Raw genomic sequence first — 23580 nt, 5'->3', positions numbered from 1 at the left:
GGAACGTCCCTTGGACTTCGGCGCCCTGTTCGGCAGCTTCGACAACTTCATGAGCTACACCGCCGGCGGGCTGGTCTTCGGTGCCATCTACGCCCTCATCGCCCTCGGCTACACGATGGTCTACGGCGTCCTGCAGCTCATCAACTTCGCCCACTCGGAAGTCTTCATGTACGGCACGTTCGCCGTCGCGTGGACCTTCGTGTTCCTCCACGGCACCGGCCGGGTGAACCAGAGCCTCGGGGAGGCTCTCCCCGTCCTGCTGGCCGCCCTTGTGGCGGCCATGATCGTGTCGGCAGCCATCGCGTTGCTGCTCGAGCGCCTGGCCTACCGCCCCCTCATCAAGAAGGGCGCACCGAAGCTCATCGCGCTGATCTCCGCGATCGGTGCGTCGTTCGCGCTCGCCGAGGCGATGGGCCTGCGCGACCGCTTCGCCTCCTGGGTCGGCCTCGACGACAACCTGAAGAACTACGTCGTGCCCGGCAAGGCGCGCGACGTCTACTCGAACCCCGTGTCGATCCAGCCGAAGGGCCTGTTCGACATCGGCGGCTACAGCGTCACCGACGTCGACCTGGTCGTCCTGTTCGCGGCTCTGGCGATGATGGTGGCGCTCGACCAGTTCGTACGCCGCACGCGCTTCGGCCGCGCCATCCGCGCGACTGCCCAGGACCCTGAGTCCGCAGCGCTGATGGGCGTCAACTCCACCCGCGTGGTGCAGCTGACCTTCCTCATCGGCGGCCTGATGGCCGGCGCTGCGGCGACCCTCTACATGATGAAGATCGGCTCGACGCGACAGAACGCCGGCTTCATCCTCGGCGTCAAGGCGTTCACCGCCGCCGTCATGGGCGGCATCGGAAACCTGCGCGGAGCCCTGCTCGGCGGACTGGTGCTCGGAGTCATGGAGAACTGGGGCTCGGCTGTGTTCGGCTCCGAGTGGAAGGACGTGGTGGCCTTCGTGCTGCTGGTCCTGATCCTCCTGGTGCGACCGTCCGGCCTGCTGGGCGAGTCACTCGGAAAGGCGCGTGCGTGATGGCCAAGGACAGCTCGGAGACCAAGGTGAAGAAGGACCGACGCGGGTTCGGCGAGAAGTACGCCGCCGCGCCGACCCCGGTCAAGGTCGTCGCGGTCACGCTGCTGCTGGTGCTGGTCTACGCACTGCCGCTGCTGCGCCCGCCGATCCTGACGACCAACAGCATCGACTTCGGCACGGTCATGTTCCGCGTGATCGCGTTCGCGCTCGTGGCCCTCGGCCTCAACATCGTGATCGGCTACGCCGGCCTGCTCGACCTGGGCTACGTGGGGTTCTACGCCATCGGCGCCTACACGACGGCCGTCCTGACCGTCTACCACTACAGCTGGCCGTTCTTCCTGGCCCTCCCGGCCGCGATCGTGGTCACCATGATCTCGGGCGTGCTGCTGGGAGCACCGACACTGCGCGTGCGCGGGGACTACCTCGCGATCGTGACGCTCGGCTTCGGTGAGATCATCCGCATCACCGTGCAGAACGTCGAGTGGGTCGGCGCGTCCGCCGGCATCAAGGACATCCCGCACCCGACCGGCATCGGCGCGAAGCCCAACCCGCCGTTCGACCAGGGCGGGTTGTTCCAGGTGCCGCGCCTGCAGTGGGACGGCTTCGTCCCGATCGTGGACCTCGAGCACAAGACGTCGTTCCTGGCCTTCGGCTCGCGCGACGCCGTGCCCTACTACTGGCTGATCCTGACCTTCCTGCTGCTGATCCTCATCGGTGACCGGATGATCAAGGCCAGCCGCGTCGGACGCGCGTGGGAGGCCACCCGCGAGGACGAGGACGCCGCCGAGCTCATGGGCGTGCCGACCTTCAAGTACAAGCTGATGGCCTTCGCCCTCGGCGCCGCGATCGGCGGCATGTCGGGCTCGTTCTACGCCAGCAGCCAGGCCGGTTACATCAACCCCCAGAGCTTCCCGCTGCTGCTCTCGATGCTGTTCGTCGCGACTGTCGTGGTCGGCGGATCGGGCAACCGCTGGGGCGCCATCGCGGGTGGCGCACTCGTCGCCTACCTGCCGGAGCGCTTCCGTGACTTTGCCGACTACCGCCTGCTGGCCTTCGGCCTCGCCCTCACGGTGCTCGCCGTGTGGCGGCCCGAGGGCCTGTTCCCGCCACGGCGCACGCGTCGCGCGAAGGCGGCCGAGGCCGAGATCGACGCACTCGAGGAAGGCACCGAGAACGAGGAGGTGACCCATGCCTGACACCACGCCCGACACCACGCCTGACACCACGCTGGGGGCCAAGAAGGGCCGGACCGTGCTCCGGCTCACGAACGCCACGCTGAGGTTCGGCGGGCTCACCGCGCTCAACGACGTGAGCTTCGAGATCAACGAGGGCGAGATCTTCGGCCTCATCGGCCCCAACGGCGCCGGCAAGACGACGTGCTTCAACGCCATGACCGGCGTCTACGCGCTCACGTCCGGCACCATCGAGTTCGAGGGCAACGACCTCGCCGGTCGCAAGCGGCACAAGATCACCAAGCTGGGCATGGCCCGCACGTTCCAGAACATCCGCCTCTTCAAGTCGATGACGGCGCTCGAGAACGTGATGGTGGGCGCAGACGTCCACAGCAAGGTGAGCTTCTTCGAGGCGCTCTTCCGGCTGCCGCGCCACCGTACGACGGAGGCCGAGGCGCTCGAACGGGCCCGGGAGCTGCTCAATCTGGTCGGCATCGAGGGGCGCCACGACGAGCTCGCGGCCAATCTCTCCTACGGCGACCAGCGTCGTCTGGAGATCGCGCGCGCGATGGCGACCAAGCCCACGCTGCTCTGCCTCGACGAGCCCGCCGCGGGCTTCAACCCGGCCGAGAAGCAGCGCCTGATGGACCTGATCCGCAAGCTCCGCGACCGGGGCGTCACCGTGCTGCTGATCGAGCACGACATGCGCCTGGTGATGGGCGTGACCGACCGCATCGTGGTGCTCGAGTTCGGTCGCAAGATCGCCGAGGGCACCCCCGCCGAGATCCGGGACAACCCGGCTGTCATCGCGGCCTACCTGGGAGTCGAGGAAGAAGATGCTTCTTGAGGTCGAGGGCCTCTGTGTCAACTACGGACACATCGAGGCGATCCGTGACATCACCTTCGGAGTCGAGGAGGGCACGGTCACGACGCTGATCGGGGCCAACGGCGCCGGGAAGACGACGACCCTGAAGACCCTGTCGGGCCTGCGCAAGGTGCGGGCCGGCAAGGTGATCTTCGACGGCACCGACATCACCGACATGTCGCCGGAGAAGCGGGTGAAGATGGGCCTTTCCCAGTCCCCTGAGGGCCGAGGTGTCTTTCCGGGCATGACCGTGCGCGAGAACCTCGACATGGGCGGCTTCGTGCGGCGCGACAAGGCCGGCCTCGCTGCCGACCTCGACCGCGTCATGGCGCTGTTCCCGCGCCTGAACGAGCGCATCTCGCAGGTCGCCGGCACCATGTCCGGCGGCGAGCAGCAGATGCTGGCGATCGGACGGGCCCTGATGGCTCGCCCGCGCGTGGTGCTGCTCGACGAGCCGTCGATGGGCCTGGCGCCCAAGCTCATCCAGCAGATCTTCGCGATCATCAAGGAGATCAACGAGCAGGGCACCACCGTCCTGCTGGTCGAGCAGAACGCCGCCCAGGCGCTCAAGGCTGCCGACCAGGCCCACGTCCTGGAGACCGGCGAGCTGGTCCGCTCGGGCACCGGTGCCGAGCTGGCCGGGGACGACTCGGTCCGCGCGGCGTACCTCGGCGGAGACCTCTGAGCCACCTGCGCGCACGCATCGAGAAGGGCCCGGCCGTGACGGCCGGGCCCTTCCTCGTACGTGGATCGGGTCAGAGGACCTTCGACAGGAAGGCCTGCGTCCGCTCGTGCTGCGGGTCGGCCAGCACCACGCGGGGGTCGCCCTCCTCGACGATGACGCCACCATCCATGAAGACCAGCTTGTCGCCGACCTCGCGGGCGAAGCCCATCTCGTGGGTCACGACCATCATCGTCATGCCCTCCGACGCCAGCGTCTTCATGACCTCGAGCACGTCACCGACGAGTTCGGGGTCGAGCGCCGACGTGGGCTCGTCGAACAGCATCATGTCGGGGTCCATCGACAGCGCCCGGGCGATCGCCACGCGCTGCTGCTGACCACCGGAGAGGTGCGCCGGGTAGACGTTCTCCCGGCCGGACAGCCCGACCTTCTCGAGGTTGGCGCGAGCGATCTCGATGGCCTCCTTCTTCGACCTCTTCTTCACCTTCTCCTGCGCGACCGTGAGGTTGCGCAGGACGTTCATGTGGGGGAAGAGGTTGAACGACTGGAAGACGATGCCGATGCGCGAGCGCACGGCGTCGAGGTCGGTCTCGGGGTCGCAGACGTCGACGCCCTCGACCAGGATCTGCCCGCTGTCGGCCTGCTCGAGCTGGTTGACGCACCGCAGGAGCGTCGACTTGCCGGAGCCCGAGGGGCCGATGACGCAGACGACCTCGCCGTGGTCGACGTGGAAGTCGATGCCCTTGAGCACCTCGATGGGGCCGAACGACTTGTGCAGGTCGCGTACGTCGATCGCGGCCGTCGAGCGGTCGGGACGTGCGGTGGCGGTCATCGGGACCTCCTCTGTCGCTTCTCGAGGAAGCTGACCAGCTGGGTGAGCGGGAGCGTGATCACGAGGTAGAGGATCGCGGCCTGCACCAGGCTCGTGGAGGTGCCCGCCGTGGGACCGCTCGCGAGGAAGTCGCGCGCGATCGTGGTCAGCTCGCGCTGCTCGGCGGCGAAGCCGATCACGAAGAGCAGCGAGGTGTCCTTGATCAGCAGGACGAACTCGTTGGTGAGCGGCGGGATCACGATCCGGAACGCCTGCGGCAGGATCACCGTCAGGGTGGTGCGTCCAGCGCTCATGCCGAGGGAGCGGGCCGCCTCGGTCTGTCCCTTGGGCACGGCCTGGATGCCGGCGCGCAGGGTCTCGGCCATGTAGGCGGATCCCACCATGATCAGGGCCACGATGCCCGCACCGGTGGTGCCGCCCGGAGGCGTCCACTGGAAGGCGATCGTCACGCCGAAGGCCATGAAGAGCATGACCAGCAGCGCGGGCAGGCCACGGAAGAACTCGATGTAGGCCGTCGCCAGCCATCGGTAGGCGGCGACCGGCGAGAGCTTCATCAGGGCCAGCACGAGGGCGAGCGCGAGACCGCCGGCGAAGGCGATGGCGGTGTAGATCAGCGTGTTCTTCACGCCGATCGTGATCAGGTCGCCCCACGAGCCCGGAGGCACGAAACCCTCGGACTTGAAGAAGTTGGCCTTGATGGTCGGCCAGTCCGCGGCCAGGGCGAGAGCGACCGCGCCGCCCAGGAGCACTGCGTACAGCACTCCCTGGACGACGCGGCGCTTCGTGGTGCGTTTCATTGCCATGAGGGAAGGGCTGCGATCACTCAGTCGCGAAGTACGTGTTGTAGATGTCGTCGTACGTGCCGTCGTCGCGCATCGTCGTCAGCTGCTCGTTGACGGCGTCGACCAGGGCGGTGTTGCCCTTCTTCATCGCGAGGCCGTACTGCTCGTCGGTCTTGTAGGTCTCGACGACCGTGAAGCCGCCCGCCTTCTGGTGGTCGAGGTTGACCGGGAGGTCCTGGAGCAGCGCGTCGACCTGGCCGGCCTTGATCGCCTGGAACATCTCGGCGTCGCTGGGGAAGGAGATGATGTCGGCGCCCGAGGCGTTCTCCTCGGTGTAGGCCTTGCCGGTGGTGCCCTGCTGGACACCCACCTTCTTGCCGTCGAGGTCGCCGATCGAGGCGATGTCGGAGCCCTCGGGGACGAGCAGCGACTGCTCGGAGTCGTAGTACCCGTCGGAGAAGTCGAGGGCCGCCTTGCGCTCGTCGGTGATGGTCATGGCGCTGGCGGCCACGTCGCACTGGTTGGCGTTGAGGGCCTGGCCGCTCTGGAGGGCGTCGAAGGAGGAGTCCTTGACCGAGAGCTTGAGGTCGAGGCCGTCGGCGATGGCCTGGACGACGTCGATGTCGAAGCCCTTGAAGCCCGACTCCGAGCCCTCGTCGAAGTCCTCGAACGGCGGGTAGGGGACGTCGGAGCAGACCGTCAGCGTGCCGCTCGACACGGTGGTGAGCCCCGAGGCGTTGGTCGAGCCGCTGTCGTTGCCCGAGTCGCCGCCGTCGTCGGACCCGCACGCGGTGAGGACGGTGGCGAGCGCCACGGTGGACGCGAGGGCGATGGAGCTCCGGATGATGCCGCGCGCCGGGCGCGGAAGGATGCGAGATGCCATGGCGCGGACACTAGTGCAAGCCTGCGGTGTACTCGCGCGTAGTCAGCAGAAGTTATCGACCTGCAGCCTTCGTTCTGGCGCTCCCGCGTCGAGGCCCTCGTGCACCTCCCGGGGTCCGGCAGCGCTCCGGCCCACCTCGGCGTAGCCTCGAGGCGTAGCCGGGCGATATGGTCGCCCGGGTGTGGCGCCGGGCGAGCCGGCGGGGGGCCACTGTTCGTGCACGAGGAAGTGGTGGGTCGATGAGTCGGACGCCGGTGACCGTACGCAAGGCCGAGCCCTCGGACGTTGCGTCGCTGCGGGAGCTGTGGGGCGACATCCTGCGCAAGGGCGGCCTCGACGAGCAGCTGGGCGACGTGTCGCGCATCGTCGCCTCCGCGGAGGGCTGCGACACCCGGTGCGTCGCGGTGGCCGAGATCGACGGCGAGGTGGCCGGCGCGGTCTTCCTCGAGGCGACCACCTTCACCCCGCTCAACCTCGAGCCGGCCGTCCTGGCCGTCTCGCCCCACGTCTTCCCGCACTTCCGCCGCAAGGGGGTCGGCAGCGCCCTGATGGAGGCGGCCTGCCGGTTCGCCGAGCAGCACGGCATCGCCCACGTCCAGACCGCGGCCGCGGCCGAGGCGCGTGACGCCAACCGCTTCATGGCGCGGTTGTCCTTCGCCCCGCAGGCGATGCTGCGTGCCGCCACGACGAGCGCCGTGCGCGCGCGCCTGCCGCAGTCGCGCCAGGTCACCCACGCCGCGACCAGCAGGCAGCGCATCGACCGGGTGCTCGCAGCGCGCCGGATCCGCCGCGAGCGCGTCCCCGGCTGATCTGAGCCCGGGCCGGCTCAGATCCCCGGGTTGTCGATGAGCGCGCAGGTGATGCGCGAGCTGCACACCCGCTTGCCACGCTCGTCGGTGATGACGATGTCGTACGACGTCGAGCTGCGGCCCAGGTGCACGGCGGTCGCGACCCCGGTCACCAGCCCCGAGGTGGCCGAGCGGTGGTGGGTGGCGTTGATGTCGACGCCGACCGCGATCTTGTCCGGGTAGGCGTGGATCGCCGATCCGATCGAGCCCAGCGTCTCGGCCAGGACGACCGAGGCGCCCCCGTGCAGGAGCCCGAACGGCTGGGTGTTGCCCTCCACGGGCATCGTGGCCACGACCCGCTCGGCGGAGACCTCGACCAGCTCCACGCCCATCTTGTCGTTGAGGCGCCCGTTGCCCTGGGGCAGGAAGTCGATCAGCTCCTGCACCGAGAGGTCGGCCAGCGATGCGGGAGCGGTCTGCGGTGTCTCACTCATGCCCCCATTGTGTCCGAGGCCGGTGCGGGCACCGGCCCCGGTTGCCGGCCGCGGCGGTGTCAGTGGCGGCGGCTAGAGTCGGCGAGTGCCTGTGACGAGTGCTCCTGCCAGTGAGCAGCCCCGCCCCCGCCTCCTCCTGCTCGACGGCCACTCCCTGGCCTACCGGGCGTTCTTCGCGCTGCCGGTCGAGAACTTCGCGACCGCCACGGGCCAGCACACCAATGCGGTCTACGGCTTCACCTCGATGCTCGTCAACGTGCTGCGCGACGAGGTCCCGACCCACGTCGCGGTCGCCTTCGACCGCTCGCGCCAGACCTTCCGCCTCGAGCAGTACAGCGACTACAAGGCCAAGCGCAACAAGACCCCCGACGAGTTCAGCAGCCAGCTCCCGCTGATCCGGCGGGTGCTCGACGCGCTGTCGATCAGCCACCTCGACCTGGAGGGCTACGAGGCCGACGACATCATCGCGACGCTCGTCACCCAGGCGCTCGCCGAGGGCATGGAGGTGCTGATCCTCACCGGTGACCGCGACTCCATCCAGCTGGTGACCGAGTCCTCCACCGTGCTCTACCCGATGCGCGGCGTGAGCGACCTGGCGCGCCTCACCCCGGCCTACGTCGAGGAGAAGTACGGCGTCCCGCCGCACCGCTACCCCGAGCTGGCCGCGATCGTCGGCGAGACGTCCGACAACCTGCCGGGCGTGCCCGGTGTCGGCCAGGGATACGCCGCGAAGTGGATCAACCAGTTCGACGGCCTCGACAACGTCATCGCCCGTGCCGACGAGGTGACCGGCAAGAAGGGCGAGGCGCTGCGCGAGCACCTCGGAGACGTGATCCGCAACCGGCAGCTCAACGCGCTCGTGCGTGACCTCATCCTGCCGGTCGCCCCGGGTGAGCTGGGCCGGCGTCCGTGGGACCGCACGGCCGGGCTCGAGCTGCTCGACGAGCTGGAGTTCCGCGGCGAGCTCCGCACCCGGCTGCTCGACACAATCGACCCCGCCCCCGACGACACCGCCACCGCCGAGTCGGGCTTCGAGCTCGACGGCCGGCGACTCGCTGCGGGGGAGGCGGGCGCCTGGCTGGGGGAGCACGCGCCGGACGGCGTACGCGTCGGTGTCGCGGTGCAGGGCAGCTGGCGCGCCGGCACCGGCGAGGTGCAGTCCCTCGCCGTCGCGACGGGCGAGGGACAGGCGGCCTGGATCGACGTCAGCGACATCGGGCCGGATGACGACGCCGCCGTCGCGGCCTGGCTGGCCGACCCGGCCCGCCCCAAGGCCGTCCACGACGCCAACGGCCCCAGCCTCGCGCTGGCCGCCCGCGGCTGGGAGCTGGGCGGGCTCGAGGTCGACACGGCGCTCGCGGCCTACCTCGTGCAACCCGACCAGCGCTCCTACGACCTCGCCGACCTCACCCTGCGCTACCTCAAGCGCGAGCTGCGCCAGGACGTGGCAGACGCCGACCAGCTCAGCTTCGACGCCATGGACGACACGTCCGCGAGCGACTCCGCGATGCTCACCGCCCGAGCGGTCCTCGACCTGGCCGACGCGCTGGACGGCGCCGTCGAGGAGCACGGCGGCACCCGGCTGCTCAGCGAGGTCGAGCTCCCGCTCATCGGCACGCTCGTGCGCATGGAGCAGGTCGGCATCGCCGTCGACACCGACTACCTCGAGGGTCTGGAGTCGGAGTTCGGCGAGCAGGTGCGGGCCGCCGCGACCGATGCCTACGACGTCATCGGCAAGGAGATCAACCTCGGCTCGCCCAAGCAGCTGCAGGTGGTGCTGTTCGACGAGCTCGACATGCCCAAGACCAAGCGCACCAAGACCGGGTACACGACCGACGCCGACGCGCTCCAGCAGCTCTTCGAGAAGACCGAGCACCCGTTCCTGCAGCACCTGCTGCGCCACCGCGACGTGATCCGCCTGCGTCAGACCGTGGAGGGCCTGCTCAAGACCGTCGCCTCGGACGGTCGCATCCACACGACCTACAACCAGATCATCGCCGCGACGGGCCGGCTCTCCAGCACCGACCCCAACCTGCAGAACATCCCGATCCGCACCGAGGCGGGCCGACGGATCCGCGAGGGCTTCGTCGTGGGCGAGGGCTACGAGTCGCTGATGACGGCCGACTACAGCCAGGTCGAGATGCGGATCATGGCCCACCTCTCCGAGGACGCGCTGCTGATCGAGGCGTTCCGCTCCGGCCAGGACTTCCACTCGATCACCGCGGCTCGTGTGTTCGAGGTGGACGCGGCCGACGTCAGCGTCGAGCAGCGCGCCAAGATCAAGGCGATGAACTACGGCCTGGCCTACGGCCTGTCGGCGTTCGGCCTCTCCCAGCAGCTGCGCATCAGCACCAGCGAGGCTGCAGGGCTGATGCAGGAGTACTTCGAGACCTTCGGCGGTGTGCGCGACTACCTCGGCGGCATCGTCGACGAGGCGCGCCGCTCGGGCTTCACCGAGACGATCCTGGGACGGCGCCGCTACCTCCCCGACCTCACCAGCGACAACCGCCAGCGCCGTGAGACAGCCGAGCGGATGGCGCTCAACGCGCCCATCCAGGGCTCGGCCGCCGACCTGGTCAAGGTCGCGATGCTCGGTGTCGAGCGCGCGCTCGCCGAGCAGGGGCTGCGCTCGCGGATGCTCCTGCAGGTGCACGACGAGCTCGTGTTCGAGGTCGCGCCGGGGGAGGCCGAGGCCCTCGCTGCGCTCGTGCGCGCCGAGATGGGCGGTGCCGCAGACCTGGCGGTCCCGCTCGACGTGTCGATCGGCACCGGCCGCAACTGGCACGACGCCGCTCACTGAACGGTCGGGCGCCCCCGCAGGGTGACGAGGCTGACGACCAGCAGCACCACGAGCAGCGCCGCGTCGACCGCGAGCACGACGCAGAGCAGGCCGGGCACGGTCGTGGCAGTGGTCGAGGCGATCCCCACGAGCACCACCAGCGCGAGCCACACGAGGGCCATCGAGATGATCCCCTGGCGCGCGAGCACGGAGTAGACGAGCAGCTGGAGGACCGACATGCAGGTCCCCAGCAGCGCGAAGACCCACAGCAGGTCACGGACCTCGTCGTAGTCCTGTCCGCCGGCGAAGACCAGCACCAGGTCGGGCAGCGCGGCGGTCGCGAGCACGCACGCCCCGCCGAGGCCACCGACGAGCGCCATGCTGCGCAGCAGGGCACGGGCAGGGTCGAGGCTCGCGGCCATCGACGGGAACGCGATGACGATCACGGACTGGGGGAGGAACATCACGGCGCGAGCCACGATCAAACCGGCGGCGTAGAGCCCGGAGTCGTGGGAGTCGAGGACCGAGCGGCCGACGAGCATGTCGATGTTGGTGAGCGCGAGGTAGGCGAACAGGGCCTGGGAGTTGACCGCTGCCTCCTTGATGATCGGCCAGAAGCCGTGGCGCACGTGCGTCTCGCCCGACTCGCGCCCATGGCCGAGCACCGTGAGCCCGTAGGCGAACGACACGTAGAAGCCCAGCGTCACGCCCAGGAACGCCATGAGCTCGGTCGGCTGCCACAGGATCAGGGCCAGGCCCACGACCAGGCGCGGCACGCCGGAGAGGACGTAGAGGATCGCCAGCTCGCGCCAGCGCCGTTCGCCCTGGAGGATCCCGGCCTGTGCTCCGATCATCGTCATCGGCACCGCGGCTGCTGCCGCCAGCAGCGCCGTCGGCAGGCTGTCGAGGTCGAGCAGGCGGTCCACGACGGGGGCGCTGACGAGGAGGAGCCCGCCCAGCACCAGGGAACCGCGCAGCGACACGCGCAGGATCTCGCGCTCGATCTGGCCGACGTGGGCGGGGTGGGCGCTGATGCGGCGCGCGGCGGTCGCCTGGAGGCCGAGCATGACGACGCTGACGATCATCGCCAGGTTCATCAGCGCGAAGAACGCGCCGTAGGACACCGGCCCGATGATGCGGGCCGCCGACATGGTGAAGGCGTAGGTCGCGACGTTCATGACCATCATGGCCACCGCGATCTGCCCACTGCCCGCGAGCAGGCCGGAGCCGCGGGCCGGCCGTGACGGGCTGCGCTCTCGTGCGGACATGCGGCACACCATAAGGTGTCGTGTCGTGGTCGGTCGGGTGGGTGCAGCGCTCGCCCGCGGGCGGGTCCCGGCACGAGCCACGCTGTGGCCAGCGGCGTGGTCGCTGCTCCTGGCGGTCCTCCTCCTCGGTGGCGCGCTCGGGCACGGCTACGTCCTCAGCTATGACATGGTCTGGGTGCCCGACCTGGCGCTGGGCCGCGACGCCCTCGGCACCGGCACCGCGCTGCCGCGCGCCGTGCCGTCGGACGCCGTCGTCGCCGTGCTCGACGAGGTGCTCGGCGGCATGCTGCTGCAGAAGCTGGTGCTGCTGGTGCCACTCGTCGCGGTCGGCGCGGGAGCCGCGGCACTGGCCGGTCGCGGCACCCCTGCGCGACTGGTGGCGGCGACCGTGGCGGTGTGGAACCCGTTCGTCGTCGAGCGGCTCGCCATCGGGCACTGGCCGCTGCTCATCGGCTACGGCGTGCTGCCCTGGGTCCTGCTGGCCGCGACCTCGTGGCGCACGTCGGGAACGCTCCCCGCGCGCGTGCCGCTGCTGCTGCTACTCGGTAGCCTGAGTGCGACCACCGGGCTCGTGAGCGCGGTCGCCCTGCTGGCGGGAGCCGGCACGAGCCGGGCCCGCCGCTGGTGGGCGATGGGGGCGCTGGTGCTGGTGGCCAACCTGCCGTGGCTCGCCGCGGGCCTGCTCCACGCCGCCGACGCGACGTCGAGCGCCACCGGCGCCGACGTCTTCGCGCCCAGCCACGAGGGCCTGTTGCCCGCACCGCTGACCTTCCTGTCCCTCGGCGGCATCTGGAATGCAGGCGTCGTGCCCCCCACGCGGACCGGCGTGCTCGGCGTCGTGGCGACGGTCGCGCTGCTGGTGCTGGCCGGGACCGGCGCGGTGCGGGGATGGTCGCGGGTGCCCGAGCCGCTGCGGCGCCCGCTCGTGGCCTGCTGGGCGGTCGGGCTCGGGCTCACGCTGGCCACCTGGGCCGCGCCCGCAGCCACCGGCTGGCTCGCGAGCACGGTGCCCGGGGCAGGCCTGCTCCGCGACGGCTCGCGGGCGTTGGCGCTGGCCGCTCCTCTGGCCGCGGTGCTCGCCGGCCGTGGGGCAGCCGCCGTGGTGGGGCTCCTGCCCGACGCCCTCTCGCGGGCGATGATCGCCTTCGCGTGCGCGGTCGCGCCGGTGGCGCTGATGCCCGACGCAGCCCTCGGGCTCGCCGGCCGGTTGAGCGCCGTCGACTACCCCACGTCGTACGTCGCCCTCGCCGATGCCTTGCCCGCGCTGCCTCCGGGCGACGCGGTGCTGCTGCCCTTCGCGAGCTATCGGGCGCCTGACTGGAACGACGGTGGTCGCCCGGTCCTCGCGCCGCTCGGGCGCTACCTGCCGCGACGGGTCGTCGTGGAGGACCGGCTCGTCGTCGACGGACGGGCGATCGCGGGGGAGGACCCCCGGGCGACGACCGTCCGCGAGGCCCTGGCCGCACCAACCTCCGCGGGTCGTGCGGCGGGACTCAGGGCAGCGGGCATCCGACTGCTGGTGGTGGAGGACCTGCCGGGCCACCCCGTCCCCGACGTGACGGGGCGCGAGGTCTGGCGCGGGGGAGACCTGCGTGTGGTCGACCTGGGCGCCGGCCGCGCGGTGCCGGGGCCGCCGCGCGCATGGACGCTCGTCATGGGTGCGTCCTGGGCGGCGTGGTGCGCCCTGCCCCTGTTGGGCGGCGTGCTGGTCGTGCGACGCTCACGCAGCAAATCCTCGCGATAGTTGCGCAGATGATTGCGTGCGCGTTGCTACCGGCTGGTACCTTGCTCGCATCGTCTAGGGAGGATCACAGGAACCATGGGATCAATCGTCGCACCGATCGTCAGCTGCATCGTGGGCGGAGGACTGGCTGTGGCCACCCTGATGGGCGTCGTGACCAGCCAGACGAGCGCTCCCGAGCAGTCTCCCGGCAACATCCAGTCTCCCGACTTCAACTACGGCATCACGGCCGAGTGACGTCTGCCGGTCATCCCTGACGGCCGGCCCGAGGCAATCAGACCTCCTCAGGATCCTGCGCGTCCACCCGCTCACCTCGCAGGGCCGCTGCGAGGACGTGGGCGAACGACTCCTGCGCGTGCGTCCAGGTGAACCTGTGGCTCATCATGAGTGCGCCGTCACCGAGCCGCTGCCGCAGGGCGGCGTCGTCGATGATGTCGCCGAGCGCCGTGGTGAGCTCGGCAGGCCGGTTGACCAGCAGGCCCGACGTGCCGTCGGCGATCGACTCGCGCGTGCCGCCTGCTGAGCGGTAGGCCACCGTCGGCGTGCGGTGCATGCCCGCCTCCCCGACGACGAGTCCCCACCCCTCCTTGAGGGAGGGGAGCGCGAGAGCCCACGCCCGCTCGTAGACCTCGTGCTTGCGCTGCTCGTCGACGTGGCCCTCGAAGACCACGGTGTCGCCCGCGTCGCGCTCGGCGGCGTAGCGGTGCAGCTCGGCCTCCCACCACCCGCTGCCCACGACGTGCAGGCGCAGGTCGGGGTGCTCGGCCCGCAGCGAGAGCGCCGCGTCGATGGCGTGCTCGACCTGCTTGTGCGGCACGAGGCGGCCCACCACCGCGATCGAGGGATGGGCCGACTTCCCGGCCGAGGTGGAGACCACGGGGTCGGTCCCGTTGTGCACCACGGCGATCCGGCGGCGGTCGACCCCGAGGGGGACGAGCTCGTCGCGGGTGGCGCGGGACACGGCGACGTACTGGCACGAGCGGTAGAGCCGGGGCGCCACGCGGTGCTCGATGCCCCAGCCGACCTTGCCGACCAGCCCGGGGTAGACGACGGGCCACTGCTCACGGTGGACGTGGTGCACCAGGACGACCACGGGTACCCTGGTGGCCGCCCGGGTGAAGAACGGGAGCCCGTTCTGGACGTCGACCACGAGGTCGACGTGCCCGAGCCGGCCGCGGGCCAGCGCCGCGAACCCCTCCTGGTAGACGGTGAGCTTGGATCCCCGGCGCACGAAGCGGATGCCGTCGACGGTCTCGTCCGGAGGAGCGGCGGCGTGGGCCGCGCAGAAGACGGTGACCTGGGCGCCTCTCTCGACGAGGCCCTGCGCCATCTTCTCGAGGTAGCGCTCGGCGCCGCCGCCCTCGGGATTGTGGGTGTCGCGCCAGCTGAAGAAGGCGATGTGACGCCCCGCGAGGTCGTTGTGGTCGGTCATCGGCCAGAACCCTACCGCCGGGTCACTTGTCGGTTAAGGTCTGCGGGTGCTGACGAGGAACCGACCGTGGCGCGCCGACCTCTCTCGGTCGCTGCACCTGTTCCGGGAGTTCGGCCACGAGCAGTCGGACCCCGCGCGGTTCTACACCGCACTGGCGCTCGACTCCGCCCAGCAGCTCGCGAGCTACCACGACCTCTCCGGACAGCTGATGCTCGACGTGGGCGGTGGCCCGGGTTACTTCCGCGACGCGTTCGAGTCCAAGGGCGCCACCTACGTGGCCCTGGACGCCGACGTCGGCGAGCTGGCCGGTGCGGGGTCGATCGACCGTCGCACGGTCATCGGCAGCGGGATGCAGCTGCCGTTCGGCACCGGGTCGGTCGACGTCTGCTACTCCTCCAACGTGCTCGAGCACGTGCCCGACCCGTGGCTGATGGCGGAGGAGATGGTCCGCGTCACGCGACCGGGCGGGCTCGTCTTCATCAGCTACACGACCTGGTTCGGTCCGTGGGGCGGCCACGAGACGTCGCCGCGGCACTACCTGGGCGGCCGTCGCGCGCGGCGGGCGTACGCCGCCCGGCACGGGCACGAGCCGAAGAACAAGTTCGGTGAGTCCCTCTTCGCCGTGACGGTCGCCGACGGGCTGGGTTGGGCCAGGACGCAGCAGGTCGCGGACGTCGTGCACCTCGTCCCTCGCTACAACCCGTCGTGGAGCCGGTGGCTGCTGCGCGTGCCCGTGCTGCGAGAGGTGGTGACGTGGAACCTCGTGCTCGTGCTGAGGAAGAGGTGACCCACGACGGTCCACGGTTCCGCTGGCGCCTGGTCGCAGCTTGCGTGCTGCTGACCGGTCTGGCCATGACCCAGTCGCCGGGGCTGATCGTGCCGGACACCAAGATCGACCTCGCGATCGCCCCGCTCGACTTCATGGCCCGCGCGGCCCACCTGTGGGACGGCGAGGGAGCCTTCGGACAGCTGCAGAACCAGGCCTATGGCTACCTGTGGCCGATGGGCCCGTTCTTCGCGCTGGGCCACCTGCTCGACGTGCCCGGCTGGATCGCCCAGCGTCTCTGGATGGCGCTGGTGCTCTGCGTCGCCTTCACGGGGGCGGCGCGCGTGTCATGCGCGCTCGGCGTGCGCTCGGACCTCGCCTGCGTCCTGGGCGGCCTCGCCTATGCGCTCTCCCCGCGCATGCTCACGGTGATCGGGCCGAGCTCGATCGAGGTCTGGCCGATGGCTCTGGTGCCGTGGGTGTTGCTGCCGCTGGTGGTGGGAGCCGAGCGCGGCTCGCCCCGACGTGCCGCCGCACTGTCCGCGCTCGCGGTGGCCATGGTCGGTGGGGTCAACGCCGCTGCGACCTTCACCGTCCTGCCTCTCGGAGTGATCTGGCTGCTGACCCGCAGCGGCGGACCGCGCCGTCGCTCGATGCTGCTGTGGTGGCCCGCACTGGTGCTGCTGGGCACGCTCTGGTGGTTGGTCCCGCTCTTCACGCTGGGGGCCTACAGCCCGGCCTTCCTCGACTTCATCGAGTCCGCGACCGTCACGACGTTCCCCACGACCGTTTTCGACGCCCTGCGTGGGACGTCGGACTGGGTGCCCTACGTGGACCCCCAGTCGCCCGCGGGTGAGGACTTGTTGACGCAGTTCCACCTCATCCTCAACGGCGGGATCCTGCTGTGCGTGGGTCTTGGGGGGATCGCCCTGCGCCGCGTGGCGCACCGACGGTTCCTGCTGATCGGGGTGTTGACCGGACTGTTCCTGGTGACCATGGGGCACCTCGGTGCCCCGCGCGGTCTCCTGGCTGCCGAGATCAACGACCTGCTCGACACCGCACTCGCGCCGCTGCGCAACGTCCACAAGTTCGACCCCGTCATCCGTCTGCCGCTCGTGGTCGGCCTCGCGTTCGCCGTCGACGAGCTGGTGTCGCGGGTGCGTGCGAGCGCCAGGGGCGAGGTGCGGGCCCACGACCCCGTCTCGTCCCGGGTGCTCGCCGCGGTGTGCGTCCTGGCGGTGGCGGTGACGACTTCTCCGTTCACGCTGGGGAGGGTCACCGCCGACGAGAAGGGGTTCGAGGACGTCCCGGGGTACTGGAGCGAGGCGGCCGCCTTCCTCGGTCGCTCCGCTGAGGACGGGATTGCGCTCCTCGTGCCCGGATCGTCCTTCGCGACCTACGTGTGGGGTGAGCCCCGCGACGAGCCGATGCAGGCGTTGGCGTCCTCGCCGTGGGCGGTCCGCAACGCGGTGCCCCTAGTGCCCGCCGGCAATATCCGCATGCTCGACCGGATCGAACAGCAGCTGTCGCACGGCGAGGGCGGACCGGGGTTCGCCAACTACCTGGCACGGGCCGGCATCACGCACCTCGTCGTGCGCAACGACCTCGTCCGGTCGAAGGCGGTGACGGACCCCGTGCTGGTGCACCAAGCGATCGCGGACACACCTGGCCTGCGGCGGGTGGCCGACTTCGGCCCCGACATCGGTGGCGCGCCCTTCATCGTCGGCGACCTGGCACGCGCTCTGGTGAGCGGAGGGTGGCAGTCGTCCTACCCCGCGATCGAGATCTACGAGGTCCCTGACCCGGTGGGTCGCGCATCTGCCGCTGATGCGCCGCCGACGGTGGTCGGAGGCCCCGAGGACCTCCTGGACGTCGAGGATGCCGGTCTCATCGGCAGCGGCGCCACCGTCCTGGCTCCCGACGTTCTCGACGGGAGTCGTCCAGAGGGGCCGCTGATCCTCACCGACGGTCTCCGCGACGCCGAACGCAACTTCGGGCGACTCACCGATGCCGTCTCTGCGACGCTGGGTGACGGCGCTGAACCCTCGCTGAGGGCCCGGGTGCTGGACTACCGCCTCCCGGACCACGACCGCTGGACCACCCGGGCACGATTGCGCGGCGCCTCCCGCGTCAGCGCCACCTCCTCGGCCGCCGGTGCGGCGACCTCGGGGGGAGCCCGGCCGGGCAGCCTGCCCTACGCCGCCATCGACGGTGATCCGTCGACGTCGTGGGTCTCGGCGCCCCTGCAACGCGATCGACAGGCCTGGCGTGTGGAGTTCGGGCGGCCGGTCGAGGCCACCGAGCTGGCCGTCACCCTCGGCACGTCGAGCGGCAACGAGCAGCTCCGGTTGCGCGCGGGGGACTGGCGCAGCCCGGACCTGGAGTTCAGGCCTGGCGAGACCCGCCGGGTCACAGGGCCAGCGACGCTGACGCAGCTGACGGTCGAGGACGTGTCCGGCAGGGAGAGCAACCAGCTGGACCTCGCCGAGGTGGAGGTCGGGCGAGCCCGGGTCCGGAGGGAGCTCGTGCTCCCGGAGATCCCGGCGGACTGGGGGGCTCCTGACGCGATCCTGCTCCGCCGGCTGGGGGACGCCAGGTCCGGCTGCGCCGAGGTCGACGGCGACGTCCGGTGCCGACCGGCCCTGGTGGGTTCGCCCGAGGAGCCTCGTGGTTTCACCCGCGTGGTGACCCTGCCCGGCGCGCAGGGGCTCGACGCCGCGCTCACGGTGCGACCCAGGGGCGGCCCCGCCCTGTCCGAGCTGGTCCAGGCGGGTCAGGCCGTCGCGATCAGCGTGTCGTCGACGGCGCTGTCGGACCCCCGCGCATCGGCAGTTGCGGCGGTGGACGGAGATCCAGGTACGACGTGGCTGGCTCCGGTCGACGACATCAGGCCCACGATCGAGCTGGGCTTCCTCGCGCGTCAGCAGGTGCGTGGTCTGGCCCTGTCGGTCGACCAGCGCACCGCCGCACGCAGACCGGAGTCGTTGCTCATGACGTGGCCCGGAGGCAGGCGGACGGTCGAGCTCGACGAGGACGGCGCCGCATCCTTCCCCCCGATCCGGACCGATCGCCTGACCTTGCAGGTGCTCGAGGCCGAACCAGTGAGCGACTTCGACTTCGACGGCTCCGCATCCGCCGTGCCGGTGGGCATCAGCGAGATGCTCGTCTCCGGCGTTCCCTACCTTCCGCTCAACCCGTCCACCCGCCGGTCCGACCTCGGGTGCGGGTCAGGCCCGGCTCTCGTCGTCGATGGTCGGGTGCAGCGGACCTCGGTCACTGCCAGCCCCCGCGAGCTCCTCGACGGCGACGCGGTCCCGGCGCGGCTGTGCGGCTCGACGACCGTGCAGATGAGCGAGGGCCAGAACACCGTGGCGCTGCGGGACTCCGACGCGTTCGTCCCCGAGCGGTTGGTCCTCGGCTCAGCCGCGCGCGAGTCGGCGGGCCCCCTGGAGACGACTGCGGGGCCAGAGACGCGCTCGGTGGAGGACGTGTCGACCGACTACGTTGCCATGCGTGAGAACGCCAACCCCGGCTGGGTGGCCGAAGCAGGGGCGACGAGGCTCGAGGCCCAGGTGTTCGACGGCTGGCGCCAGGGGTGGCGCACCGCCGGCGTTCCGGCGTTCGAGGAGACCTTCGCCCCGGACTCGGTCTACCGCGCGGGGCTGCTCTCGGGCCTCGTGGCGCTGGGTCTGCTCCTGATCGGGATCGTCCGGTTCCGCCGGACGCGGGCTCCGGAGCTGCCTGCAGCGCCGGAGTCGACGCGGTGGACGGGTGTGACGTTCGGGGCGTGCGGCGTCCTGGTGCTCCTGGTCGCAGGGTGGGGCGGCCTGGCCGCGGGTGTGGTCGGGTTCGCCGTGGCCGCACTCGTGCGATGGCTCCGACCGTCGTGGGAAGGATGGGGGGTCGCCCTCTTCCTCACCCCGGCGGTGCTCGCCTACGCGCTGGAACCCTGGCAGTCGGCGTCGTGGGCCGGTCGTTCGGCGTGGCCCCACTACTTCGTCGTGCTCACGGTCTCCGCCGTCGCGTGCTGGGCGTTGTCGGTGCGCTTCCCGCGGCGTGCCAAGGACATGCCCGGGCGTTCGACGAGCCAGTAGGCCAGCTCGCTCACGGCAAGCGTCAGCCCCAGGGTCACCACCCACATCCACCCGAAGCGACCCGAGAAGAGCTCGTAGTCGATGCCTTCCTGGAGCAGTGCCAGCACGATCAGGTGGGTGCAGAAGATCGAGTACGACACGTGCCCCAGGTGTCGCAGCACCCGCAGGGACGCCGTACGCCGGAACAGGCCCGCGGAGGGTGACCAGACACCGGCGGCGACGACGACCAGCCCGATCGCTGCGTAGACGAGCATCTTGGTCACGGACTCTCCCGTCGTGCCCGGCTCGAGCGTCACGGGCCCGGCCACCGGCGTCGACGCAAGAAGAACCAAACCCAGTGCCGCCGTCCAGCACGCCCCCGGCTGCCGTCCAAGGGTGACGATCCATGGCGTACGACCCCGGCGTGCTGCCTGCCGGACGTGTGTCCTGGCCAGCCACATGCCTGCTGCGAACCACGACAGGTAGCCGGGAAGCCACAGCCCTGGCGCCCAGTCGCGAGCGTCATCGATCGCGGGTGCCACGGTGACGATCCACAGCACGCTCAGCAGGACCAGCCCGACCAGCAGGACCACGTCGGCGCGGACCCTCGAGCGGCGGGTGGCGATCCACATCATGAGCGGCATCGTGACGTAGAAGGCCACCTCCACCGAGAGGCTCCACATCTGCGTCAGTCCGTAGGGGAGGGTGTCGTCGACGTAGGTGTCGAGGAGCACTGCGGTGCTGACCCAGTCGCCCACGCCGGAGCCCTCGTTGCCCGGCACGACGGCGAGGGCCACACATGCGGTGAGGACGTAGACGGGCCAGATCCGGAGCAGCCGCTTGAGCGCGTAGCGGCCGACCGCGGGAGGCGAGGTCCGCTGCTCGCCGCTGACCCACCACGGGCGCGAGAGCAGGAAGCCGGACAGGACGAAGAACACGGCGACGCCGACGTCCATGCGCGCCAGCAGCGTCCCCAGCACACCGTGCCGGAAGTATTCTCCGGTCTGGAAGGCCACATGCGTCGTCAGCACGGCCAGGGCGCCAACGAGGCGGAGCACGTCCAGGGCGGGGAAGTCGACGGCGGGGGTCTTGTCGTTGCTCATGTCGGATCTCCCGCGTGGGTGTGGCCGACCTCGATCGTGTCGACGCAGACGGTGACGCCGGGCTCGAGGCCGTCGATGCGCACCGAGTCGAACGTGTCCTCGACGCGGAGGAACAGGTCGTTCAGCCCCGATCGCAGTGATACCTCGAAGGAGGTGTCGCCCAGTGTGACGGTCGCGGTCGTCGGGGCCGTCGCCAGGTAGGCGATCCGCACCCACCAGCGGTCGTCGGGGGCTCGGGAGGCGAGGGGAACGGACGCGCCATCCTCCGCCACCCTCCACCCGCATCCCGCGACGTCGCCGGTGCGCGCGGCGAGCACCCTCTCGATCTTCGCGGGACGGAGCGCCCCGTCATCGTCAACGACGAAGAGTGAGCTGGACGAGTCCGGAAAGCGGGCACCGCCCGTCGACAGAGGTGCCAGGAACGAGAGGGTGTTGCTCGGGGCGAAGAAGTGCGACATGACGGGTTCGGGCAGGACACGGTCGGCGAGATCCACTTCCCCACGGGCTGCCAGCTCCCGATCGAATCGGTCGAAGAAGTCGTGCGCTGCGCTGGAGTGCCATGGGCGCACGTACGCGACAGAACTGGCGACGCCCCCGATGACCAAGGAACCGAGCAGGGCAGCGACGAGCCAGACCGGCGCTTGGGCCACCAGCTCGGACTCGCGAACCTTCGAGCTCCCGGGTGCGCCGGGGAGGCGTGCGGTCGCTAGGGCGAGGCACAGGCATAGGACGATCGGGATGTCGGAGAGATAGCGGGTGTCGACGCCCAGGCTCGCGCCGAAGTCAGATCCCCGGGCCGACAGCACGAGAAGGTAGGTGCCCGCGACGTACCCGGAGAAGAGCAGGAGGGCGGGCCAGGACCTACGGCGGCGCAGCAGGATGTAGAGGATCACCACGCCGGACACGAGCCACGCCGCACCGACCGCCCACTCAGGTGGGTTCGCGAAGGAATTCGTCGACGACGTGGTGCGCCACTGCCACGGGCCGCCCACGAGCCCAGCGACCAACGTGGACCCGAGCAGGGTGCCAGCGAGCTCGCCTGCAACCCGCGGGGTGACGGGGGAGGCCTGACTGGGAACCCGATCCAGGTAGGTGACGACGTAGACCGCACCGAGCGCCACGATCAGGAGCATCCCCACTGCCTGGCGGCGCAGTCCGCTGAGCCGGCGACGGATCCCACCCTCGGTGAAGTAGAAGAGGGACAGAAAGAGCAGGATCGGCAGCACCAGCATGACTTTCTCCCGGAAGACCATGCCGACTGCGAGGGCGGTCAGCGTCGCTAGCAGCCATCTACGCCCCTCTCCTCGCAAGTATCGGACCCAGGACCCGACTCCCAGGCTCAGGACGATCTGGAGAGGCAGCTGCTGCGTCGCTGCGACCAGCCAGACGTACGCCGGCATTGAGAGGGACAGGAAGAGGTACATCGCGAAGGGAGGCACGATCGCCCAGCGCCGTTCGAACAGGGTGACGAGCATCCACAAGCACGCCGTGCTGGCGACGGCTTGCCCGATCACCAGGAACACCACGGCCGGCCACCACTGGGCGGCGCCGACGGAGCCGATCGCCCAGTACACCAGCTTGCCGCCCGGCATGAGGTGGCCGTTGTAGGGCTCCATCAGGTAGGACCACTGCGACCCCCTGTCCGACTCACGAAGAAAGCCAAGGTCGTCGGTGGAGTACCAGCTCGACCACGCCGCCCAAGCGCGGAAGGCGAGCTGGACCATCAGCAGGACGACGGCAGCGGGGACGACCCATGCAGTCGTCGGTCGGACACGCTGCGCGCGCGTCCCGTCTTGTCGATTCACTCGTCCTCACCTCGGCCGCGAATCATGCCACGGGGGAGAGCCGGGTGCGGGCATCCCGACGCGCCCCGACGAAGGGCCGCGACGGTCCTCGATGACCGGCTCGGCCGCCGCAACAGGCACCCGGCTCATTCCGACGCCACGGGCGCCTACTTGCTGGTAGCCTGCCCCGACTTCACTGATCCTTTGGGAGGGTTCCTGTGCGCAAGATCATCGCTGGGCTGCTGCTCGGCCTTGGTTCGTTCCTGTTGGTCGCCGCGCTCGTGGTCGTGGTGTGGGGCGGTGACGCTGTCAAGAAGACCCCTCTCGACACCGACTCCGTGACGAACCTGGCCGGCGTCGCCGACAAGCTCAACCCGGCGACCGGCGACGTCGAGACGCTGGACGTCCGGGCCACGAGCGTCACCAAGGCTGATGCCGAGCTCTCCGACGGTGACGTGATCGTGTTCGTCAACACGGTGTGCCTGGTGGTGGACGAGGGCGACGTCCCGTCCTGCGTGGACGAGAGCGACGACCGCCTGGTCAGCGCCAGCAGCGACGTCTTTGCCACCGACCGGCACACGGCGGAGGCCGTCAACGACGCGAAGTACCTCCCCCCGAGCGCGGAGGAGAAGTCGGGCCTGATCAACAAGTGGCCCTTCGACGCTCAGAAGAAGGACTACACCTACTGGGACGGCATGCTCGGCGAGGCCGTGGACGCCACCTACGACGGCAGCGAGTCGATCGACGGCCTCGAGACCTACAAGTACCACGTGCTCATCGAGGACGCCCCGGCCGAGGTCGTGGCCGGCATCGACGGCGTGTACTCGCAGGACAAGACGCTGTGGATCGACCCCACCACGGGCGCGATCATCAAGCAGACCCAGCACGAGGTGCGCGAGCTCGAGGACGGCTCCACGCTGCTCGACATGCAGCTCGCCTTCACCGACGACCAGGTGTCGGCCAACGCCGCGGACGCCAAGGACAACGGCAAGCTGCTCGGCCTGCTCACCACCACGCTCCCGCTGGTCGGCTTCATCGGTGGTGCGATCGCGCTGCTGGCGGGCATCTTCCTCTTCGTCTCCGCCCGTCGCCGCGAGGCGTCCGCCTAA

19 protein-coding genes are annotated in these 23580 nt (G+C 70.3%); 11 read left to right on the top strand and 8 right to left on the bottom strand.

The annotated features are described in order from the left end of the window. The first annotated feature begins 10 nt into the window (after positions 1-10). Genes ASG76_RS04270 through ASG76_RS04255 form a run of 4 tightly spaced genes read left to right on the top strand, consistent with a single transcriptional unit; the run spans position 11 to position 3749 of the window. A complete protein-coding gene (locus tag ASG76_RS04270; protein WP_235529402.1) occupies positions 11-1027 on the top strand; it encodes a branched-chain amino acid ABC transporter permease in 1017 nt (338 codons plus the stop codon). After that, a complete protein-coding gene (locus ASG76_RS04265) occupies positions 1027-2223 on the top strand; it encodes a branched-chain amino acid ABC transporter permease (RefSeq protein WP_056600528.1) in 1197 nt (398 codons plus the stop codon). The genes ASG76_RS04270 and ASG76_RS04265 overlap by 1 nt, the downstream gene beginning before the upstream one ends. Further along, positions 2216-3046 (top strand): ABC transporter ATP-binding protein, encoded by an 831-nt coding sequence (locus ASG76_RS04260; protein ID WP_082587241.1) that lies wholly within the window; start codon positions 2216-2218, stop codon positions 3044-3046. Before ASG76_RS04265 ends, ASG76_RS04260 begins: the two co-directional genes overlap by 8 nt. Continuing rightward, complete coding sequence (locus ASG76_RS04255; RefSeq protein ID WP_056600526.1) at positions 3036-3749, top strand: ABC transporter ATP-binding protein; 714 nt, start codon at positions 3036-3038, stop codon at positions 3747-3749. Before ASG76_RS04260 ends, ASG76_RS04255 begins: the two co-directional genes overlap by 11 nt. A gap of 70 nt (positions 3750-3819) precedes the next feature. Here the strand turns inward: ASG76_RS04255 and ASG76_RS04250 are convergent, their stop codons facing one another. The 3 genes from ASG76_RS04250 to ASG76_RS04240 are packed head-to-tail and all read right to left on the bottom strand — an operon-like array spanning position 3820 to position 6243. Continuing rightward, positions 3820-4578, bottom strand: a complete 759-nt coding sequence (locus tag ASG76_RS04250; RefSeq protein ID WP_056600524.1) for an amino acid ABC transporter ATP-binding protein — start codon at positions 4576-4578, stop codon at positions 3820-3822. After that, the gene (locus ASG76_RS04245) at positions 4575-5375 is read right to left on the bottom strand and encodes an amino acid ABC transporter permease (RefSeq protein WP_235529401.1); all 801 of its coding nucleotides are present in this window, start codon (positions 5373-5375) and stop codon (positions 4575-4577) included. Before ASG76_RS04245 ends, ASG76_RS04250 begins: the two co-directional genes overlap by 4 nt. A 22-nt stretch (positions 5376-5397) precedes the next feature. Next, positions 5398-6243: a transporter substrate-binding domain-containing protein gene (locus tag ASG76_RS04240; RefSeq protein ID WP_056600519.1), complete on the bottom strand. Its 846-nt coding sequence runs from the start codon at positions 6241-6243 to the stop codon at positions 5398-5400. Between the two features lie 254 nt (positions 6244-6497). On the opposite strand from ASG76_RS04240, the gene ASG76_RS04235 reads away from it, so the two are divergent. Next, the gene (locus ASG76_RS04235) at positions 6498-7052 is read left to right on the top strand and encodes a GNAT family N-acetyltransferase (protein WP_056600518.1); all 555 of its coding nucleotides are present in this window, start codon (positions 6498-6500) and stop codon (positions 7050-7052) included. Positions 7053-7069: 17 nt separating this feature from the next. Here ASG76_RS04235 and ASG76_RS04230 read toward each other — a convergent pair whose 3' ends face one another. Further along, complete coding sequence (locus ASG76_RS04230) at positions 7070-7525, bottom strand: hotdog fold thioesterase (protein WP_056600516.1); 456 nt, start codon at positions 7523-7525, stop codon at positions 7070-7072. An 85-nt stretch (positions 7526-7610) separates the two neighbouring features. On the opposite strand from ASG76_RS04230, the gene polA reads away from it, so the two are divergent. Further along, the gene (gene polA, locus ASG76_RS04225; protein WP_235529400.1) at positions 7611-10325 is read left to right on the top strand and encodes a DNA polymerase I; all 2715 of its coding nucleotides are present in this window, start codon (positions 7611-7613) and stop codon (positions 10323-10325) included. On the opposite strand, the gene ASG76_RS04220 is transcribed toward polA, so the two are convergent. Next, positions 10319-11572 carry a lipopolysaccharide biosynthesis protein gene (locus ASG76_RS04220; RefSeq protein ID WP_157558935.1) on the bottom strand — a complete coding sequence of 418 codons (1254 nt, stop codon included), beginning with the start codon at positions 11570-11572 and terminating at the stop codon, positions 10319-10321. The two genes, polA and ASG76_RS04220, sit on opposite strands and share 7 nt — an antisense overlap. Positions 11573-11597: 25 nt before the next feature. Here ASG76_RS04220 and ASG76_RS04215 point away from each other — a divergent pair, with 25 nt between their 5' ends. Beyond that, a complete protein-coding gene (locus tag ASG76_RS04215) occupies positions 11598-13316 on the top strand; it encodes a hypothetical protein (RefSeq protein WP_056600510.1) in 1719 nt (572 codons plus the stop codon). A gap of 75 nt (positions 13317-13391) precedes the next feature. After that, positions 13392-13550 carry a hypothetical protein gene (locus tag ASG76_RS18995; RefSeq protein WP_157558934.1) on the top strand — a complete coding sequence of 53 codons (159 nt, stop codon included), beginning with the start codon at positions 13392-13394 and terminating at the stop codon, positions 13548-13550. Positions 13551-13587: 37 nt separating this feature from the next. On the opposite strand, the gene ASG76_RS04210 is transcribed toward ASG76_RS18995, so the two are convergent. After that, the gene (locus ASG76_RS04210) at positions 13588-14745 is read right to left on the bottom strand and encodes a glycosyltransferase family 4 protein (RefSeq protein ID WP_056600508.1); all 1158 of its coding nucleotides are present in this window, start codon (positions 14743-14745) and stop codon (positions 13588-13590) included. Positions 14746-14791: 46 nt separating this feature from the next. On the opposite strand from ASG76_RS04210, the gene ASG76_RS04205 reads away from it, so the two are divergent. Together ASG76_RS04205 and ASG76_RS04200 are read left to right on the top strand one after the other, a co-directional pair. Further along, on the top strand, positions 14792-15532 hold the full coding sequence (locus tag ASG76_RS04205) for a class I SAM-dependent methyltransferase (protein WP_235529399.1): 741 nt from the start codon (positions 14792-14794) through the stop codon (positions 15530-15532). Continuing rightward, the gene (locus ASG76_RS04200) at positions 15529-19605 is read left to right on the top strand and encodes a DUF3367 domain-containing protein (protein WP_056600505.1); all 4077 of its coding nucleotides are present in this window, start codon (positions 15529-15531) and stop codon (positions 19603-19605) included. The genes ASG76_RS04205 and ASG76_RS04200 overlap by 4 nt, the downstream gene beginning before the upstream one ends. On the opposite strand, the gene ASG76_RS18675 is transcribed toward ASG76_RS04200, so the two are convergent. After that, a complete protein-coding gene (locus ASG76_RS18675; protein ID WP_162254073.1) occupies positions 19503-20687 on the bottom strand; it encodes an acyltransferase family protein in 1185 nt (394 codons plus the stop codon). The two genes, ASG76_RS04200 and ASG76_RS18675, sit on opposite strands and share 103 nt — an antisense overlap. Further along, positions 20684-22411, bottom strand: coding sequence for a hypothetical protein (locus ASG76_RS19235; protein ID WP_056600503.1), 1728 nt, complete (start codon positions 22409-22411; stop codon positions 20684-20686). The genes ASG76_RS18675 and ASG76_RS19235 overlap by 4 nt, the downstream gene beginning before the upstream one ends. 278 nt (positions 22412-22689) lie before the next feature. Between ASG76_RS19235 and ASG76_RS04190 the strand changes: the two genes are divergently transcribed. Continuing rightward, on the top strand, positions 22690-23580 hold the full coding sequence (locus ASG76_RS04190; RefSeq protein ID WP_056600501.1) for a DUF3068 domain-containing protein: 891 nt from the start codon (positions 22690-22692) through the stop codon (positions 23578-23580).

It is taken from the genome of Nocardioides sp. Soil774, from assembly GCF_001428125.1.
GTDB lineage: Bacteria > Actinomycetota > Actinomycetes > Propionibacteriales > Nocardioidaceae > Nocardioides.
Note: the sequence above shows the minus strand (reverse complement) of the source record. Positions and strands in the feature narration are given on the sequence as shown.